General features: G+C 67.2%; 15 protein-coding genes. 3 read left to right on the plus strand and 12 right to left on the minus strand.

Annotation, left to right across the window (positions count from 1 at the left end):
* Nucleotides 1–20 precede the first annotated feature (20 nt).
* The 7 genes from metH to ettA are packed head-to-tail and all read right to left on the minus strand — an operon-like array spanning nucleotide 21 to nucleotide 8,843.
* Nucleotides 21–2,687 carry a methionine synthase gene (gene metH, locus GYM46_RS13665; protein WP_008264160.1) on the minus strand — a complete coding sequence of 889 codons (2,667 nt, stop codon included), beginning with the start codon at nucleotides 2,685–2,687 and terminating at the stop codon, nucleotides 21–23.
* Nucleotides 2,687–3,151, minus strand: coding sequence for a hypothetical protein (locus GYM46_RS13670; protein WP_155988135.1), 465 nt, complete (start codon nucleotides 3,149–3,151; stop codon nucleotides 2,687–2,689). The genes metH and GYM46_RS13670 overlap by 1 nt, the downstream gene beginning before the upstream one ends.
* The gene (locus GYM46_RS13675; protein ID WP_008262470.1) at nucleotides 3,151–4,245 is read right to left on the minus strand and encodes a homocysteine S-methyltransferase family protein; all 1,095 of its coding nucleotides are present in this window, start codon (nucleotides 4,243–4,245) and stop codon (nucleotides 3,151–3,153) included. The genes GYM46_RS13670 and GYM46_RS13675 overlap by 1 nt, the downstream gene beginning before the upstream one ends.
* Entirely contained in the window at nucleotides 4,245–5,198 is a 954-nt protein-coding gene (gene metF / locus GYM46_RS13680) for a methylenetetrahydrofolate reductase [NAD(P)H] (RefSeq protein ID WP_040350142.1), read from the minus strand. The genes GYM46_RS13675 and metF overlap by 1 nt, the downstream gene beginning before the upstream one ends.
* Nucleotides 5,198–6,172 (minus strand): ArsR/SmtB family transcription factor, encoded by a 975-nt coding sequence (locus GYM46_RS13685; protein ID WP_008264168.1) that lies wholly within the window; start codon nucleotides 6,170–6,172, stop codon nucleotides 5,198–5,200. Before GYM46_RS13685 ends, metF begins: the two co-directional genes overlap by 1 nt.
* Nucleotides 6,173–6,219: 47 nt before the next feature.
* Nucleotides 6,220–7,146, minus strand: a complete 927-nt coding sequence (locus GYM46_RS13690) for a 2-hydroxyacid dehydrogenase (RefSeq protein ID WP_008260277.1) — start codon at nucleotides 7,144–7,146, stop codon at nucleotides 6,220–6,222.
* Between the two features lie 29 nt (nucleotides 7,147–7,175).
* Nucleotides 7,176–8,843 (minus strand): energy-dependent translational throttle protein EttA, encoded by a 1,668-nt coding sequence (gene ettA / locus GYM46_RS13695; protein WP_035308847.1) that lies wholly within the window; start codon nucleotides 8,841–8,843, stop codon nucleotides 7,176–7,178.
* 468 nt (nucleotides 8,844–9,311) lie between these two features.
* On the opposite strand from ettA, the gene GYM46_RS13700 reads away from it, so the two are divergent.
* From GYM46_RS13700 to GYM46_RS13710, 3 genes are all read left to right on the plus strand, one after another.
* On the plus strand, nucleotides 9,312–10,259 hold the full coding sequence (locus GYM46_RS13700) for a mechanosensitive ion channel family protein (RefSeq protein WP_008259530.1): 948 nt from the start codon (nucleotides 9,312–9,314) through the stop codon (nucleotides 10,257–10,259).
* Entirely contained in the window at nucleotides 10,259–11,275 is a 1,017-nt protein-coding gene (locus tag GYM46_RS13705; protein WP_008260021.1) for a threonine aldolase family protein, read from the plus strand. The genes GYM46_RS13700 and GYM46_RS13705 overlap by 1 nt, the downstream gene beginning before the upstream one ends.
* Nucleotides 11,276–11,400: 125 nt before the next feature.
* Nucleotides 11,401–13,224, plus strand: a complete 1,824-nt coding sequence (locus tag GYM46_RS13710) for an ABCB family ABC transporter ATP-binding protein/permease (RefSeq protein WP_232216246.1) — start codon at nucleotides 11,401–11,403, stop codon at nucleotides 13,222–13,224.
* Here GYM46_RS13710 and GYM46_RS13715 read toward each other — a convergent pair.
* The 5 genes from GYM46_RS13715 to GYM46_RS13735 form a co-directional block, all read right to left on the minus strand.
* Complete coding sequence (locus GYM46_RS13715; RefSeq protein WP_040349675.1) at nucleotides 13,209–13,697, minus strand: hypothetical protein; 489 nt, start codon at nucleotides 13,695–13,697, stop codon at nucleotides 13,209–13,211. The two genes, GYM46_RS13710 and GYM46_RS13715, sit on opposite strands and share 16 nt — an antisense overlap.
* Complete coding sequence (locus GYM46_RS13720) at nucleotides 13,694–14,176, minus strand: response regulator (RefSeq protein ID WP_230307721.1); 483 nt, start codon at nucleotides 14,174–14,176, stop codon at nucleotides 13,694–13,696. Before GYM46_RS13720 ends, GYM46_RS13715 begins: the two co-directional genes overlap by 4 nt.
* A gap of 136 nt (nucleotides 14,177–14,312) precedes the next feature.
* Nucleotides 14,313–15,260, minus strand: coding sequence for an acetyl-CoA carboxylase carboxyltransferase subunit alpha (locus GYM46_RS13725; RefSeq protein ID WP_008263509.1), 948 nt, complete (start codon nucleotides 15,258–15,260; stop codon nucleotides 14,313–14,315).
* 176 nt (nucleotides 15,261–15,436) lie between these two features.
* Nucleotides 15,437–15,730 (minus strand): DUF1902 domain-containing protein, encoded by a 294-nt coding sequence (locus GYM46_RS13730; protein WP_008259650.1) that lies wholly within the window; start codon nucleotides 15,728–15,730, stop codon nucleotides 15,437–15,439.
* 17 nt (nucleotides 15,731–15,747) lie between these two features.
* On the minus strand, nucleotides 15,748–16,668 hold the full coding sequence (locus GYM46_RS13735) for a tyrosine recombinase (RefSeq protein ID WP_008259312.1): 921 nt from the start codon (nucleotides 16,666–16,668) through the stop codon (nucleotides 15,748–15,750).
* Nucleotides 16,669–16,701 lie beyond the last annotated feature (33 nt).

Raw genomic sequence — 16,701 nt, forward strand, 5'->3', positions numbered from 1 at the left:
ACGGCGGCCTGAGCTTCGGGTCAGGCCGCCGTTTCGCGTTTGGCGGCGTAGGGATCGTAGTTGAGGATGGGGGCCAGCCAGCGTTCGCAGGTCGCGACGTCCCAGCCCTTGCGGCGAGCGTAGTCTTCGACCTGATCGCGGTCGATCTTGCCGACGCCGAAATAGTGACTGCCCGAATGGCCGAAATAGAGGCCCGAGACCGAGGCGGGGGGCGTCATGGCGAAGCTTTCGGTCAGGGCCATGCCGGCGTTGGCCTCGGCCTGAAGCAGGCGGAACAGGGTGGCCTTTTCCGTGTGGTCGGGCTGGGCCGGATAGCCGGGGGCGGGGCGGATGCCCTGATATTGTTCAGTGATCAGGTCGTCGATGTCGGTCGCCTCGTCGGCGGCATAGCCCCAGAGCTGGGTGCGGACTTCCTTGTGCAGCCGCTCGGCGAAGGCCTCGGCCAGGCGGTCGGCCAGGGCGGTGGCGAGGATGGCGGAATAGTCGTCGCCGGCGTCCTTGAACCGTTTGGCGATCTCCAGCTCGCCATGGCCGGCGGTGACGGCGAAGGCGCCGATATAGTCCTCGCCCTCTTCGGCGATGAAGTCGGACAGGGCCAGGTTCGGCTTGCCGTTCGACTTCTTGATCTGTTGGCGCAGGGTGTGGAACCGGGCGATCTCGGCGTCCCTGCTCTCATCGGCGAAGACGATGACGTCGTCGCCGTCGGCGCGGGCGGGCCAGAAACCGACCACGCCCTTGGCCGTGAACCATTTCTCGTCGATGACCCGCTTCAGCATGAGCTTGGCGTCCTCGAACAGGTCGCGCGCAGCCTCGCCGACGATCTCGTCCTCCAGGATCAGCGGATAGCGGCCGATCAGCTCCCAACTGGCGAAGAAGGGGGTCCAGTCGATGTGGTCGGCGAGGTCCTTCAGGTCCCAGGCGTCGAAGGCCTTCACGCCGATGAAGGACGGCTTGCCGGGCATGGGCTGGGTCGGGTCGATGCGGAAGCGGTTCTCGCGCGCCTGGGCCAGGGTGGCGCGGGCCTTGACCTCCTGGCCGCGCGCATACTGCTCGCGGATGCGGATGTATTCGTCGCGGGTGGCGGCCTCGTTCTTGGCCCGCTCGGTCTTGGACAGCAGGCCCGAGACGACGCTGACGGCGCGCGAAGCATCGACGACATAGGTGGTCGAGCCGCGGCGATAGGCGGGTTCGATCTTGACCGCCGTATGGGTGCGGCTGGTGGTGGCGCCGCCGATCAGCAGGGGGATGTCGAAGCCGCGCCGTTCCATCTCGGCGCCGACGAAGACCATCTCGTCCAGCGACGGGGTGATCAGGCCGGACAGGCCGATGATGTCCACCTTGTGCTCGACGGCGGCGTCCAGGATCCGGTCGGCCGGGACCATGACGCCCAGGTCGATGACCTCGTAGTTGTTACATTGCAGCACGACGCCGACGATGTTCTTGCCGATGTCGTGGACGTCGCCCTTGACCGTGGCCATCAGGATCCGGCCCGCCTGTTCGCGCGGCTTGCCGGCCTTCTCGGCCTCCATGAAGGGTTCCAGCCAGGCGACGGCCTGTTTCATCACCCGGGCGGACTTGACCACCTGGGGCAGGAACATCTTGCCCGAGCCAAACAGGTCGCCGACCACGTTCATCCCGTCCATCAGCGGACCTTCGATGACGTGCAGCGGACGTTCGACGCCCAGGCGGGCTTCTTCGGTGTCGGCCTCGATGAACTCGGTGATGCCGTTGACCAGGGCGTGTTCGATCCGCTTGCCGACCGGCTGGTCGCGCCATTTCAGATCGACGACGCGGGCCTGACCCTTCTCGCCCTTGTAGCGAGGGGCCATGTCGACCAGCCGCTCGGTGTTCGAGACATTGGTCCGCTGGGGGCGGTTCAGGATCACGTCCTCGACCGCCTCGCGCAGCTCGGGGTCGATGTCGTCATAGACCGGCAGGTCGCCGGCGTTGACGATGCCCATGTCCATTCCGGCCGCGATGGCGTGATACAGGAAGACGCTGTGGATCGCCCGGCGCACCGGCTCGTTGCCGCGGAAGCTGAACGAGACGTTCGACACGCCGCCCGAGATGCGGGCGTAGGGCAGGGCACCCTTGATGACCTTGACCGCCTCGATGAAGTCGACGGCGTAGTTGTCGTGCTCCTCAATCCCCGTCGCCACGGCGAAGATATTGGGGTCGAAGATGATGTCCTCGGGCGGGAAGCCGACCTCGTTGACCAGGATGTTGTAGGCGCGGGTGCAGATCTCGATCTTGCGGGCGGCCGTGTCGGCCTGGCCCACCTCGTCGAAGGCCATGACCACGACGGCGGCGCCGTAGCGCAGGCATTTGATCGCATGATCGCGGAAGGCTTGCTCGCCCTCCTTCATGCTGATCGAGTTGACGATGGGCTTGCCCTGGACGCACTTCAGGCCCGCCTCGATCACCTCCCATTTGGAGCTGTCGATCATCACCGGCACACGGGCGATGTCGGGCTCGGCCGCGATCAGGTTGAGGAAGGTCCGCATGGCGACGGCGCCGTCCAGCAAGCCCTCGTCCATGTTGATGTCGATGACCTGGGCGCCGGCCTCGACCTGCTGGCGGGCGACGTCGAGCGCGGCGGAATAGTCGCCCTCGACCACCAGCTTGCGGAATTTGGCCGAGCCGGTGACGTTGGTCCGTTCGCCGACGTTGATGAAGGTGGGGCGCATCAGGCGAGTGCTTCCTGCCAGCCTGTGATGGGATAGGAATGCACTTTTCGTGGCCCCGCCTTGATCAACCGTTGTCCTGTCTCGCCTTGTCCGATCCAGGAGAATTCGTTCAGGCCCCTCGTCGTCAACATCACTGCAAAGGCAGGCATTAAGCTCGACTTCATCGTTACATATCGAACCCGGCCATCACGGCAGGCGTCCAAGACGGCCAGTACCCAGCGGGCGTTGGCGGAAGTCATCGGAATTTCATCTTCACCCGCGCTGCCAAGAGAAAACGATAAGTCCGTCTCGGATGCGCTTACTTCAAGTCGGGGGTGTCTACGGTCGACTGGGTTGGTCCAGATGAGGATTGCATCATGGGAGCGACGAAAGCGTGCTCGAAAACCAGTATCCAGGCTGGAAACAAACTTTTCGAGTTCGTCAGAAAACGCTTCGAAATCCTCTCGAGAAATCTCCACCTTCATCACGCCACCATCTCGAAGGGCTCTAGCCCCGAGAGCCGCAAGGCCACCGGGCGTTCCGGGATGGCGCGCGGCTTCAGCGGCGCGACCTCTTCGGCGACATGCTTGATGTGGTCCGGCGTGGTGCCGCAGCAGCCGCCGACGATGTTGACCAGGCCGGAGGCGGCCCATTCCTCGATGAAGTGGGCGGTCTCGTGCGGCTCCTCGTCGTACTGGCCCATGGCGTTGGGCAGGCCGGCGTTGGGGTAGGCGGCGACCAGGGTGTCGGCTACGCGGCTGAGTTCGGCGATGAAGGGCCGCATCAGGTCGGCGCCCAGGGCGCAGTTGAAGCCGATGGCGAAGGGCTTGGCGTGACGGACGCTGTTCCAGAAGGCCTCGGCCGTCTGGCCCGACAGGGTGCGGCCCGAACGGTCGGTGATGGTGCCGCTGATCCAGATGGGCAGGGCGTCCATGCCCTCGTCCTCCAGGTCCTTGATGGCCTTGATCGCGGCCTTGCAGTTCAGCGTGTCGGTGATGGTCTCGATCAGATAGAGATCGACCCCGCCCTCGTTAAGCGCCTTCACCTGATGGCGATAGGCCTCATGGACCTGGTCGAAGGTCACGCTGCGGGCGCCGGGGTCGTTCACGTCGGACGACATCGACAGCATCTTGTTCAGCGGGCCGATGGAGCCGGCGGCGAAGCGCGGCTTGTGCGGCTCCTTTTCCGTCCAGCGGTCGGCGGCGGCGCGGGCCAGTTTGGCGCCTTCCAGATTGATGTCCCACACCGCCTGGGCGTCCAGGGCGTAGTCCTCCTGGGCGATGGTGGTGCCGGAGAAGGTGTTGGTCTCGGAGATGTCGGCGCCGGCGGCGTAATACTGGTCGTGCAGGTCCGAGATGATGTCCGGGCGGGTGATGCAGAGGATGTCGTTGTTCCCCTTCATCTGCTGCGCCTCGTCATAGCCGTTGGCGGCGACGAACCGGTCGGCGCGGAAGTCGGCTTCGGACAGGCCCCGACGCTGGATCATCACGCCCCAGCTCCCGTCGAGAACGAGGATGCGTTCCTTGGCCGCCGCATGCAGGGCGGCGATGCGTTCGGCGCGGGTGAGGGGAGAGGTCATCAGGCGGCTGCCTTCTGTTCACGCACGCCCAGCACGCGGCAGATCGCATAGACCAGATCGGCGCGGTTCAGGGTGTAGAAGTGGAAGTCGGAGAAGCCTTCTTCGTGCAGGCGGGCGCAGGTTTCGGCGGCGACGGAGGCGGCGAGCAGTCGGCGGGTTTCGGGATCGTCGTCCAGTCCGTCGAAGTGAGCCTTCAGCCAGTCGGGGATGCTGGTCCCGCAGGCGCCGCACATGCGGGTCAGTCCGGCGAAGTTGGACACGGGCATGACGCCGGGGATCAGCGGAATGGTCACGCCCGCAGCCCGCACCCGGTCGCGGAAGCGCAGGAAGGCGTCGATGTCGAAGAAGAACTGGCTGACCGCGCGGGTCGCGCCGGCGTCCACCTTGGCCTTCAGCACATCGATGTCGTGGTCGATGGAGGGGCTTTCGGGGTGTTTTTCGGGATAGGCGCCGACCGTGACGTCGAAACCGCCGACGCGGCTGATGGCGGCGGTCAGTTCGGTGGCGTTGGCGTAGCCGTCGGCGCGGGGTTGATAGACGCCGCCGATGCCGCCGCCGCCGGGTGGGTCGCCGCGCAGGGCCACGATGTGATCGACGCCGATGGTCTTGTAGCCGGCGATGACCTCGTCGACCTCGTCGCGGCTGGCCTCGACGCAGGTCAGGTGGGCGGCGGGACGCAGCGAGGTCTCGGCGATGATGCGCTGGACGGTGCGGTGGGTGCGTTCGCGGGTCGAGCCGCCGGCCCCATAGGTGACGGAGACGAAGGCCGGATTCAGCGGCTCAAGGCGGCGGATCGCCGTCCACAGATTGGCTTCGGCCTCGTCGGTCTTGGGCGGGAAGAATTCGAAGGAGACGCGAACGGCGTCGTGGTTCGAGCCGGCGCGGGCGACCGGACCCAACGGCGACAGCAGCAGGGCGCGGGCTTCGGCGAGATTGGTGGAGGACGCGGCCATCATGCGGTCTTTCTGGCCTGGGCCAAGGATGCGTTGACGGGACGTTCCGCCGTCCAGATCGTCACGGTCAGGCCCTCATTGTCGGGCGGCAGGGCGATCGGCGGGGAGGGCGTCAGACCGCTGTCGGTCAGCCAGCCGTTGATTTCGCGGTCGGCGAAGCCCAGGCGGCGATGCTGATGCGCCTCGCGCATATGTTCGAAATCATGGGGCGCGAAATCGACGATCACCAGCCGACCGCCGGGGCAGACCAGGCGCGCGGCCTCGGCCACGGCGGCGAAGGGGTCGGCCAGATAGTGCAGCACCTGATGCACGATCACCAGATCGGCGCTGCCGGCGGGCAGGCGCGTGGCGAAGATGTCGCCATGACGCAGTTCGACCTTGTTCAGCCCGGCCTTGGAGACATTGGCGCGGGCGATGTTGAGCATGTTCTGGCTCAGATCCAGCCCGACCGACATCTTGGCCTTCTTGCCGAACAGGGTCAGCATGCGGCCGGAGCCGGTGCCCAGATCGACGACCCGCTTGAACGGGCCAGGGCCGACGGCCTTTTCCAGGGCGGCCTCGACGGCGGCTTCGCTGACATAGAGGGAGCGAAGACGGTCCCATTGCGGGGCGATCTGTTCGAAATAGCTTTCAGCCGCCTGTTCGCGATCCTTGCGAACCTCGTCCAGGCGACGATGGTCCGCCTCCCCGGCGTCGTCGGCCAGGATGTCCAGAACAGTGTCGATCAACCGGCGGGCGTGGGCGTCGTGGGACAGGCGATAATAGACGCGGGCGCCGTCGGGGAATCGTTCGATCAGGCCGGCGTCGGTCATCAGTTTCAGATGGCGTGAGACGCGCGGCTGGCTCTGGTCGAGGATGCGCGACATCTCCATGACCGAAAGCTCCTCGCCGGCCAGCAGCGACAGGATGCGCAGACGGGTCGGCTCGCCGGCGGCGCGCAGGGCTTCGACAGTCTGGTCGGCGGTAAGGCTCATGAGATCATATAAGGATATCCTTATATGATTATGCAAGTAAAAACCGCCTAGAGGACGGGCGTTTTCAGCGGTTCCCCGGCGAAATGCGCCTGAAGGTTCTGCATCAGCAGCATCAGCATGCCCTGAACGCCGGCTGTCGTGGCGCCGGCGGTATGAGGCGTCAGGACCATATTGGGTACGTCGGCCCAACGGTTCGGGTCGGTCGGCTCCTCTGCGAAAACATCAAGGGCGGCTTGGCCCAGGGCGCCGGATTTCAGCGCGGCGATCAGGGCGTCCTCGTCGATCACCTGGCCCCGCGAGACATTGATCAGCAGGCCGTCGGGGCCGAGCGCCTCAAGCACCTCGCGCGAGATCAAGCCGCGGTTGGTTTCGTCGGCCTTGCAGGCGACCACGAGGATGTCGCTCTGTTTCGCAAGGCTGAGCAGAGATTCTGCCCGGGGCCATTCGGCGTCGCGGGGGCGGGGGCCCCACCACGCCACCTCCATTCGGAAGGGCGCGCAGCGAGCGGCGACGGCCTTGCCGATGGCGCCCAGGCCGACGACGCCGACCTTCTGGCCCCGGACGGAAGGGGTGAGGGTGCGGGTCTCGGCGGTCCAGTCGCCGGACCGGACCTGACGGTCGCCCGAGACGATCTGGCGGCGGGCGGCCAGGATCAGGCCCAGGGCGTGGTCGGCGACATCCTCGTGATTGACGCCGGGCGCGTGGGTGACCGGCAGGCCGCGTTCACGGCACCAGTCGACGTCGATCCCGTCGTAGCCCGAGGTGAAACAGGCGATCAGGTCGAGGGCGGGGAGTTGTTCGATCAGCGCCTTGTCCAGCGGCGCCTCGCCGGCGACGACCAGGGCGCGGATGTCATGGGCGGCCTCGATCGGCGGGCCTTCCCAGAAGCGGTAGACATCATAGGCGCTCTCGAGGATCGGCGAGAGCGGGGCGAGATGCCGCTGCATGATGAGAACGGCGGGGCGTTGGGTCATGCAGCGGCTCCTCTGTTGGGATCAGGCGATCAGCGCCCGAACTTCTGGTGCTGGATACGTTTGGGGATGATGCTGTCGGCGCCCAGGCGGCGCATCTTGTCCTGTTCGTAGGCTTCGAAGTTCCCCTCGAACCATTCGACGTGGCCGTCGCCTTCGAAGGCGAGGATGTGGGTGGCCAGACGGTCCAGGAACCAGCGGTCGTGGGAGATGACCACGGCGCAGCCGGCGAACTCTTCCAGTGCCTCTTCGAGGTTCTGCAGGGTTTCGATGTCCAGGTCGTTGGTCGGTTCGTCGAGCAGGATCAGATTGCCGCCCGAGGCCAGGGTCTTGGCCAGGTGGACGCGGTTGCGCTCACCGCCCGACAGCTGGCCGACCTTCTTCTGCTGGTCGCCGCCCTTGAAGTTGAAGCTGCCGACATAGGCGCGGGTGTTGATCTCGCGCTTGCCGACCATCATCACATCGGTGCCGCCGGAGATGGCCTGCCAGATGGTCTCGTCCGGTTTCAGGTCGTCGCGCGACTGGTCGACATAGGCCAGCTTGACCGTCTCGCCGACCTTGATCGTGCCGCCGTCGGGGGTTTCCTGACCGGTGATCAGCTTGAACATGGTCGACTTGCCGGCGCCGTTGGGGCCGATGACGCCGACGATGCCGTTGGGCGGAAGCTTGAAGGTCAGGTTGTCGAACAGGGTCTTGTCGCCATAGGTCTTGGCTAGGCCTTCGACTTCCAGCACGACATTGCCCAGGCGCGGCCCGGGCGGGATCTGGATGTGGGCGTGGGTCTGGGCGCCGCGCATCGATTCCTGCTCGTCGACCATCCGCTCATAGGCGGCCAGACGGGCCTTGGACTTGGCCTGACGGGCCTTGGCGCCGGAACGGACCCATTCCAGTTCGCGGGTGAGGGCGCGCTGGCGGGCTTCGGATTCGGACTGTTCCTGAATGACGCGCTTGGTCTTGGCTTCCAGCCACGAGGAATAGTTGCCCTCGTGCGGGTGGCCCTTGCCGCGGTCCAGCTCCAGCGTCCACTTGGTGACGAGGTCCAGGAAGTAGCGGTCGTGGGTCACCAGGATGACGCAGCCGGGGAAGTTTTCCAGGTGGTGCTGCAGCCAGGCGACGGATTCGGCGTCCAGGTGGTTGGTCGGTTCGTCGAGCAGCAGCATGTCGGGCTTGGACAGCAGCAGGCGGGCCAGGGCCACGCGGCGCTTCTCACCGCCGGACAGGTTGGCGACCTCCCAGTCGTCGGGCGGGCAGCGCAGGGCGCCCATGGCCATTTCGATACGGCTGTCGATGTCCCAGACGTCGCCGGCGTCGATCTTCTCCTGGAGGGCGGTCATCTCCTCCATCAGCTCGTCGGTGTAGTTCTCGCCCAGTTCGGCGGCGACGGCGTTGAACCGGTTGACCCACTGCTTCTCTTCGCACCAGGCCTCGACGTTCTCGCGCACGTTCAGGGCGGGGTCGAGCTGGGGCTCCTGCTCCAGATAGCCGCGTTTGATGCCGTCGGCGGCGCGGGCCTCGCCGGTGAACTCGTTGTCCAGGCCGGCCATGATCTTCAGCAGGGTGGATTTACCCGAGCCGTTGACGCCGACGACGCCGATCTTGGCGTCGTTGTAGAAGCTGAGCCAGATGTTCTCGAAGATCTTGCGGCCGCCGGGGAAGGTCTTGGTCAGACCCTGCATCTGGAAAATATATTGCTGCGCCATGAGGTGCGGTTTCGCCCTTCGGGTTTCGTCGGATTGGGAGGTTTGGGCGGATGTAGCGATCCTGGCGCCAGAGAGCAAATAAGGCGAGCGGCGAACGACGGCGCCTCCGCCGTTTTCGCGGCGGAGTTGGAGGCCCTTTGGAAGCGGAGGGCTGGGCGGGGCGCCGGGCCTTCGCCCGGAGCCCTGGCGGGAAAGTCGGGGCGAGAAACTGACAAGGGGTTGGAATCATTGGAGTGAGACCAGCGTCATTGTGACAGTTGGGGCCGTTCGGGCCCCCTCCGTCTCGCCGGCTTCGCCGGCGATCCACCTCCCCCAGGGGGGGAGGATTTCGGTGTTCGCATTCCTCCCCCCTTGGGGGAGGTGGCGCGGCGCAGAGCGCCGTGACGGAGGGGGCGTGTCGCGTCGGCGTCGTGGTGAAATTGCCTTGAGCGGGCTTCCATTCGGAGATCGAGACGTTAGACCCCCCTTATGTCGAATGCCTCCCCTATAGCCGAAGCCGTCGCCGCCGGGCGTCAGGCCGTGGCGGTCGATACCGTCATGATCGCCAAGATCACCGACATGGCCGGTGATTTCGCCATCAATCTGACGATCGCCGCCCTGATTTTTGCGGCGACGGTGATCGCGGCCAAATGGTCGGCCCGGCTGGCGCGCAACGCCCTGTCGCGGGTCGGCGCCTTCCGGCACGACCAGACCGTGCTGAGCTTCGCCGTTCAGGTCGTGCGGGTGGTGGTGTTCATCATCGGCATGATCGCCGTGCTGCAGCGGCTGGGGGTGCAGACCACCTCGATCATCGCGGTGCTGGGGGCGGCGTCGCTGGCCGTGGGCCTGGCCCTGCAGGGGACCCTGTCGAACGTGGCCTCGGGCATCATGCTGCTGGTGCTGAGACCCTATCGTGTCGGCGACGTGGTGGACGTCGGCGGCATGGCCGGCACGGTGCAGCGGCTGGACCTGTTCACGACCCAGTTGTCGAACGCCAACAACCACAAGATCGTCATTCCCAATTCCAAGGTTCTGAGCGATCCCCTGACCAATCTGACCGGTCAGCAGACGCGGCGGATCGAGATCAATTTCGGCGTGGGCTATGGCGACGACCTGAACAAGGCGCGTTGCGTCCTGGCCGACATGGCGGCGGCGCACGAGAAGGTGCTGGACGACCCGCATCCGTGGACCGGGGTGACGGGACTGCTGGACAGTGCGGTGCAGGTGACCCTGCACGCCTGGGTCAAGGTCGAGGACTGGTGGCAGACCCAGGCCGATCTGATGCAGGGCGGCAAGGAGGCGCTGGACGCCGCCGGGATCGAAATTCCCTTCCCGCATCAGGTCGCCGTGCCCTATGGCGATGAAGATGTCATGCCGGTCGTCCGTGTACGGACGGTAGAAGACGGCGGGCATGACGTGAAGGTGAAGACGCGCTGATGCGATACGATTTCGGATCCGACAACACCGCCGGCATGGCGCCGAGCGCCGTCGAAGGTCTGGCGCGGGCCAACGCCGGATACGCCCGGTCCTATGGTTCAGACGAGATCACGGCGCGGGCCGCCGATCAGATCCGCCAACGGCTGGACGCCGACGCCGAGATCCGGTTCGTCTTCAGCGGCACGGCGGCCAACGCCATCGCCCTGTCGATGCTGGCCTTTCCGTTCGAGGCGGTGCTGGCGCACAACGCCGCCCATGTCTGCACCGACGAGACGGGGGCGCCGGGCTTCTTCGGCCAGGGCGTCGGCCTGATCGGCCTGCCGGGGTTTTCGGGGCGGATCGATCCGCTGGCGCTGAAGGCGCAACTGGCCGAGCCCGAGGTCGGCCATCGCCAGCCGCCGGCGGCCCTGTCCCTGACCCAGGCGACCGAGTACGGCGCGGTCTATACCGAGGAAGAACTGCGCCATCTGATCGAGCCGGTGAAGGCCAGGGGATACGGCGTTCATATGGACGGGGCGCGTCTGGCCAACGCCGTCGCGGCCGGGTTCGACCTGAAGGATATTCCGCGCCTGGGCGTGGATGTGCTGGTGTTCGGCGGGGCCAAGGCAGGGGCGAACTGCGTCGAGGCCCTGGTCCTGTTCGACAAGAGCCTGGCGCGGCGGCTGGACAACCGGCTGAAACAGGCGGGGCAGGTGGCGTCCAAGGCGCGGCTGCTGGCCGGGCCGATGCTGGGCCTGCTGGAAAGCGGCGACTGGGAATCGGGCGGCGCCCACGCCAATCTGATGGCGAAACGGCTGGCGGCGGGGGTGGCGACCCGCTCGCCCTATGTCCTGGCCCATCCGGTCGAGGCCAATACGATGTTCGTGCGAATGCCGGCCGAGGCGCACCAGAGGCTGAACGCCCTGGGCTGGGCCTGTTATCGGTTCGACGACGGATCGGTGCGGTTCGTCTGTTCCTGGGCGACCCAGGCAGAGGCCGTGGACGAACTGATCGAGGCGATCGCGGGCCTGAACTGAGCCCTTGTCGCGCGTGCGGCCTTTCCCCGGTCGCATAGTCTGTCCATATGCGGATCATGGCGATGCGCGGAGAGCGCTCCGGCGGCCGGCGCGACCCTATGGTCAAGGCGCAACAGGCGGGGAGCATGCAGGAAAAGACAGAGGGTCCCCCGACGCTGCAGGCGTTGGCGGACCTGGTGCGGCTGGTGGGCCGGTCGGGCGCGCCGCAGCTGCGGGTGCGGCTGGTCTCGGCCGTCGGTCTGACGCTGGCGGGCAAGGCGCTGGGGGTGCTGGCGCCCCTGATGCTGGGTGCGGCGGTCAATCGGCTGGCGGCGGGGCAGGGGGCGGCCGTGGCGGTCGGCTGGGGTTTTGCAGCCTTCGCCGTGGGCTGGGCCATAGTGCGCTTCCTGTCGTCGGTGGCGCCCCAGGTGTCGGACGTGGTGTTCGCCCCGGTCCGGTCCGCGGCGCAGAGAAAGACGGCGGCCGAGGTGTTCGCCCATGCGCTGAGCCTGTCGCTGGATTTCCACCAGACCAAACGCTCGGGCGCCCTGTCGCGGACCATGGATCGCGGCTCGCGGGCGGTGGATTTCCTGTTGCGCATCCTGGCCTTCAACCTGGTTCCGACCGGGGTGGAGCTAGCGCTGGCGGCGGCGGTGCTGGGCGGCAAGTACGACTGGCGGTTCGCGGCGGTCGCGGTGGCGGTGGTGGTGGTCTACACGATCGCGACCTTCGCCCTGTCCAACTGGCGGCTGGAACATCGCCGGGTCATGAACGCCGCCGATTCAGAGGCGGCCGGCGTCTCGGTCGACGCCCTGCTGAACTATGAGACGGTCAAGTCGTTCGGGGCCGAGAGCCGGGCGGCCCAGACCTATGACCGGGCCCTGGGCGACTACGCCCAGGCGTCGCTGAAGGCCAACAGTTCGCTGGCCCTGCTGAACGGCATCCAGGCCCTGATCATGAACCTGGGTCTGGGCGTCATGGCGGTGATGGCCGGGTTCGAGGCGGCCGCCGGGCGGATGGGGCCAGGGGATGTGACGGCGGCGGTGCTGATCATGATCTCGCTGTATGCGCCGCTGAACATCCTGGGCTTCGCCTATCGGGAAATCCGCCAGTCCTTCATCGACATGGAGGAGATGCTGAAGGTGACGCGGCTGACGCCCCAGGTGGCGGATGCGGCCGACGCCGTCCCTTTGCCGCGACCGGTCGATGCGCGCGGGGCCTCGGTGGAGTTCCAGCAGGTCGGCTATCGCCACGACGCCCGGACCAGCGGGCTGGAGGACGTCAGCTTCGTCGCCGCGCCGGGCACGACCACGGCCCTGGTGGGGCCGTCGGGAGCGGGCAAGTCCACCATCGTCAAACTGGCGCTGCGGCTGCTGGATCCGCAGGAGGGGCGGGTCCTGATCGACGGGCATGACGCGCGGACGGTGACCCAGGCCTCGTTGCGGGCGGCGGTGGCCCTGGTGCCGCAGGACGTGGCCCTGTTCAACGACAGCCTCTACGCCAATATCGCCTTCGCCCGGCCGGACGCCGATGCGGCCCAGGTATGGGCGGCGGCGGCGGCGGCGGAACTGTCCGACTTCATCCAGGGTCTGCCCGACGGGATGGAGACCCGGGTCGGGGAGCGGGGGCTGAAACTGTCGGGCGGAGAACGCCAGAGGGTGGGCATCGCCCGCGCCCTGCTGGCCGATCCCTGCATCCTGATCCTGGACGAGGCGACCAGCGCCCTGGACAGCCGCACCGAGGCGGCGATCCAGAAGACCCTGCGCCGGGTCAGCCAGGGGCGGACCACCCTGGTGGTGGCGCACCGGCTGTCGACCGTGGCCGACGCCGATCAGATCCTGGTGCTGAAGGCCGGGCGGATCGTCGAGCGGGGCGCGCACCATGAGCTGGTGGCGCGGCTGGGCGGGGAATACGCCGCCCTGTGGCGCAAGCAGACACGGGCGGGCAAGGCGGCTCAGGCCGGGGACTGAGGCGACATCGGCAGTTTGCGTTTCAGGACTTCGCTCAGATTGGCCATGATGGCGATGCGAGCCTCGGCCGTGCCGGGGGCGTCCGGGGTCAGGCTGAGCAGCAGTTTCATCGCCTGGGCGTGGACCGTGGCGATGCGCCAGTCGAACCCGCCCTGGCGCGGCGCGGCGTCCAGCAGATCGCACAGACCCTTGGCCGCCGTGCACAGGTCGTCCAGGGCGAAGGGGCTGGCGGCGTCGATGACCTGGCTGGAGGCGGCGTAGGCGCTGTCCAGACGCAGGGCTTCGGGGATGTCCGGCGTCGGGGGCGCCAGCAGGGCGCCGATGTTCTCGGATATGATGGCCAGGGCCTGGTCCTTCAGCCCGTCCAGATTGGCCTTGGCCTGGGCCAGGGCGACCCCCACGCTGACGCCGCCGGGACGATCCACCATCTCCGCGAGACGGGATTTGCGCTGGACATGGGTGATGACTGTCATGCGAACTCCATGGTCTTCTTGCGGATCATGTCGGCCCGCCGTTCTTCGCCGTCATAGTCGTCGTGCCGGAACCGGCGATCCGGTCCCAGATAGTCCCCGACCTCGAGGAAGGGCCGGCTGTCGCGCGCGACCCACAGGATGCGCTCCAGCAGCATGGCGGCGCTGAACGGCTTGGTGACGACGAAATTGGCGCCGCAGTCGCGCGCTTCGGTGACGCGTCCGCGCCGAATATGGCTGGCGGTCATGATCACGGGCGTGAAGGCGTTGGGGTTGGGCCCTGACCGACGCAGCCAGCGCACCAGTTCGAAACCGTCGATGTCCGGCATGTCGGTATCGACCAACAGCAGATCGACCGGCTTCTCCTGAAGAATGCGGCGCGCCTCGGCGCCTCTGCCGACCGTGAAGGCGGGGCGAATGCCGAAACCGGCCAGGGCGCCCGCCGTCAGGGTCAGGGAGAAGGGCGAATCATCGACGACCATGGTGATGGCGCCGCTGAGGTTGAAAACCGCGCTTTCTCGAAGAGAATCGCCCTGTGTCGCCATGATTGGTCAGATTTCGCCCCGGTCAGGGGAGAGCTTCGCCTGATTTCATGGATTCGGGGTTAACGCCGTTCGGTCAAAGCGCCCCGATGGCGTAGAAGCGGTCGGCGCGCTGTTTGCGGATCTGCTGGGGCGACAGGCCTTCGAAGGCCTTCAGCTCCTCGGCCAGGACGTCGCCGACGTTGGCCATGGCGGCGGCGCGGTCGGTGTGGGCGCCGCCGACGGGTTCATCGATCAGCCGGTCCACGATCTTGAGCGCCAGCAGGTCCGGGCCGGTGATCTTCATGGCCATGGCCGCGTCGCGCGCCCGGGCGCCGTCGCGCCACAGGATGCCGGCCGCGCCTTCGGGCGAGATGACCGAATAGATCGAATGTTCCAGCATCAGCACGCGGCTGGCGGCGGCGATGGCGATGGCCCCGCCCGAGCCGCCTTCGCCCGCGATGGTGGCGATGGAGGGGACGCCCAGGGTCAGGCAGCGTTCGGTCGAACGGGCGATGGCCTCGGCCTGGCCGCGCTCCTCGGCGCCCAGGCCCGGATAGGCGCCGGCGGTGTCGATGAAGCTGAGCACCGGCAGGCCGAACTGTTCGGCCAAGTCCATCAGGCGCACGGCCTTGCGATAGCCTTCGGGCCGGGCCATGCCGAAATTGTGGGTGATGCGGGTGGCGGTGTCGTGGCCCTTTTCCTGGCCCATGATGACGACGGGCCGACCGCGGAACCGGGCCAGGCCGCCCAGTATGGCCTGGTCGTCGCCGAACTTGCGGTCGCCGTGCAGCTCGTTCCAGTCGGTGAACAGGCTCTCGACATAGTCGATGAAATGCGGCCGCTGCGGATGGCGCGCCACCTGGGTCTTCATCCAGGGATCGAGACCGGCGTAGGTCTTCTTGCGCAGCTGTTCCGCCTTCTTGCGCAGGCCCGCGACCTCGGCGTCGAAACCGCCGGAGGTCTCGGACAGGGCCGACAGTTCCTCGATCTTGGCTTCCAGATCGGCGATCGGCTTTTCGAAGTCGAGATAGTGCGTGGCCATAAAGGCGTCCGGGAACTGCAGGCGGGAAAACCGCCCCTAGGGAAGGCGGGGGAAACTAGAGAGGTCGAGGCCGCCGGGCAAGCGGGGTTCAGAGCCGCTTCCTTCTCCCATGGGGGGAAGGTGGCCCGCAGGGCCGGATGAGGGCCTGTCGGTGGGCGAGTTCGCACCCATACCCCTCACCCTTTCGCGCAAGACCGATCGCTGCGCTCTCGGGCGCTCAAGCCCTCTCCCGCTGGGAGAGGGAAGGGAAGAGCCGCGACTGTGAAATGTGCTGCAGCCTCGAACCTAATGAGGGTGTCGCCGATAACGTTCATATTCTCGGCCAGAAGCTCTGCGGCGAAATGCCGGGCCAGCACTTCGAACTCGGTCAGCGTCGCGGTTTGGATCACGAGGCCAACGATGTTGGAGTCGCTGAACCAGACTTCGGCCTCGGGATCCCAGATCGCCTTGACGTAGAAATCCTCGGCCATGGCTCGAATATGCGCCGTCAATCATCCCGCGCCAAGGGGTGGTTTTGCTGGACGACCTGGGCCAGGCGGTCGGTGGCGACGTGGGTGTAGATCTGGGTCGTGGCGATGTCGGCGTGGCCGAGCAGGGTTTGGACGACGCGCAGGTCGGCGCCGCCTTCCAGCAGGTGGGTGGCGAAGGCGTGGCGCAGGACGTGGGGGCTGACGCGGGCGGGGTCGATGCCGGCGACCGGCGCCGCCTCGTCCAGCAGCTGGGCGAACCGGCGCGGCGTCAGATGGCCGGTGCGGCCGGACGAGGGAAACAGCCAGGGACTGTCGGGCGCCTCGGGCTTTCGCCCATCTTTGCCCTTGAGCCTGGCGTCGCGCGCGGTCAGCCAGGCCTTGATCGCCTCGCGGGCGGCGGTGTTCAAGGGCGCGAGCCGTTCCTTGCCGCCCTTGCCGCGCACGATCAGATAGGCGGGGTCGCGACGCACCGCATCGACCTTGAGCCCCAGCAGCTCCGAGACCCGCAGCCCCGAGGCGTAGGCCATCTCGACCAGGGCGACCAGGCGCAGCCCTCCTGCGGCGTCGCGCGCGGCGGCGGCGGCCAGCAGGCGGTCGATCTCGTCGCGGCTGAGCAGTTTGGGCAGGGGGCGGCCTTGCTTGGGCGCGTCCAGGCGGCGCGACGGATCGTCCGTGCGCCAGCCCTCGGCCAGGGCGAACCGGTAGAACTGGCGCGCCGAGGAACGACGTCGGGCGGCGGTGGCGGCCGACAGGCCGCGCCGCGACAGGTCGGCGAACCAGACCTCAAGCGCTTCCTGGTCGGCCTGCATCAGGCCGCCGGCCTCGGCCAGGGCGGCCTCGGCGTCCGCCAGGTCGCGGCCGTAGGCGGACAGGGTGTGGGGCGAGGCGTCGCGTTCGACCGCCATCATCTCCAGAAAGGCCTCGATCTGGGGCGTCATGACGCGATCCGGTCCCTGGGCGGCTGGCGCGCG

Source organism: Brevundimonas mediterranea (assembly GCF_011064825.1).
Lineage (GTDB): Bacteria > Pseudomonadota > Alphaproteobacteria > Caulobacterales > Caulobacteraceae > Brevundimonas > Brevundimonas mediterranea_A.

Excerpts from the sequence above, each read along its gene's own strand:
- metH (WP_008264160.1), bottom strand. The coding sequence starts at position 2,687 with ATGCGCCCCACCTTCATCAACGTCGGCGAACGGACCAACGTCACCGGC.
- GYM46_RS13670 (WP_155988135.1), bottom strand. The coding sequence starts at position 3,151 with ATGAAGGTGGAGATTTCTCGAGAGGATTTCGAAGCGTTTTCTGACGAA.
- GYM46_RS13675 (WP_008262470.1), bottom strand. The coding sequence starts at position 4,245 with ATGACCTCTCCCCTCACCCGCGCCGAACGCATCGCCGCCCTGCATGCG.
- metF (WP_040350142.1), bottom strand. The coding sequence starts at position 5,198 with ATGGCCGCGTCCTCCACCAATCTCGCCGAAGCCCGCGCCCTGCTGCTG.
- GYM46_RS13685 (WP_008264168.1), bottom strand. The coding sequence starts at position 6,172 with ATGAGCCTTACCGCCGACCAGACTGTCGAAGCCCTGCGCGCCGCCGGC.
- GYM46_RS13690 (WP_008260277.1), bottom strand. The coding sequence starts at position 7,146 with ATGACCCAACGCCCCGCCGTTCTCATCATGCAGCGGCATCTCGCCCCG.
- ettA (WP_035308847.1), bottom strand. The coding sequence starts at position 8,843 with ATGGCGCAGCAATATATTTTCCAGATGCAGGGTCTGACCAAGACCTTC.
- GYM46_RS13700 (WP_008259530.1), top strand. The coding sequence starts at position 9,312 with ATGTCGAATGCCTCCCCTATAGCCGAAGCCGTCGCCGCCGGGCGTCAG.
- GYM46_RS13705 (WP_008260021.1), top strand. The coding sequence starts at position 10,259 with ATGCGATACGATTTCGGATCCGACAACACCGCCGGCATGGCGCCGAGC.
- GYM46_RS13710 (WP_232216246.1), top strand. The coding sequence starts at position 11,401 with ATGCAGGAAAAGACAGAGGGTCCCCCGACGCTGCAGGCGTTGGCGGAC.
- GYM46_RS13715 (WP_040349675.1), bottom strand. The coding sequence starts at position 13,697 with ATGACAGTCATCACCCATGTCCAGCGCAAATCCCGTCTCGCGGAGATG.
- GYM46_RS13720 (WP_230307721.1), bottom strand. The coding sequence starts at position 14,176 with ATGGTCGTCGATGATTCGCCCTTCTCCCTGACCCTGACGGCGGGCGCC.
- GYM46_RS13725 (WP_008263509.1), bottom strand. The coding sequence starts at position 15,260 with ATGGCCACGCACTATCTCGACTTCGAAAAGCCGATCGCCGATCTGGAA.
- GYM46_RS13730 (WP_008259650.1), bottom strand. The coding sequence starts at position 15,730 with ATGGCCGAGGATTTCTACGTCAAGGCGATCTGGGATCCCGAGGCCGAA.
- GYM46_RS13735 (WP_008259312.1), bottom strand. The coding sequence starts at position 16,668 with ATGACGCCCCAGATCGAGGCCTTTCTGGAGATGATGGCGGTCGAACGC.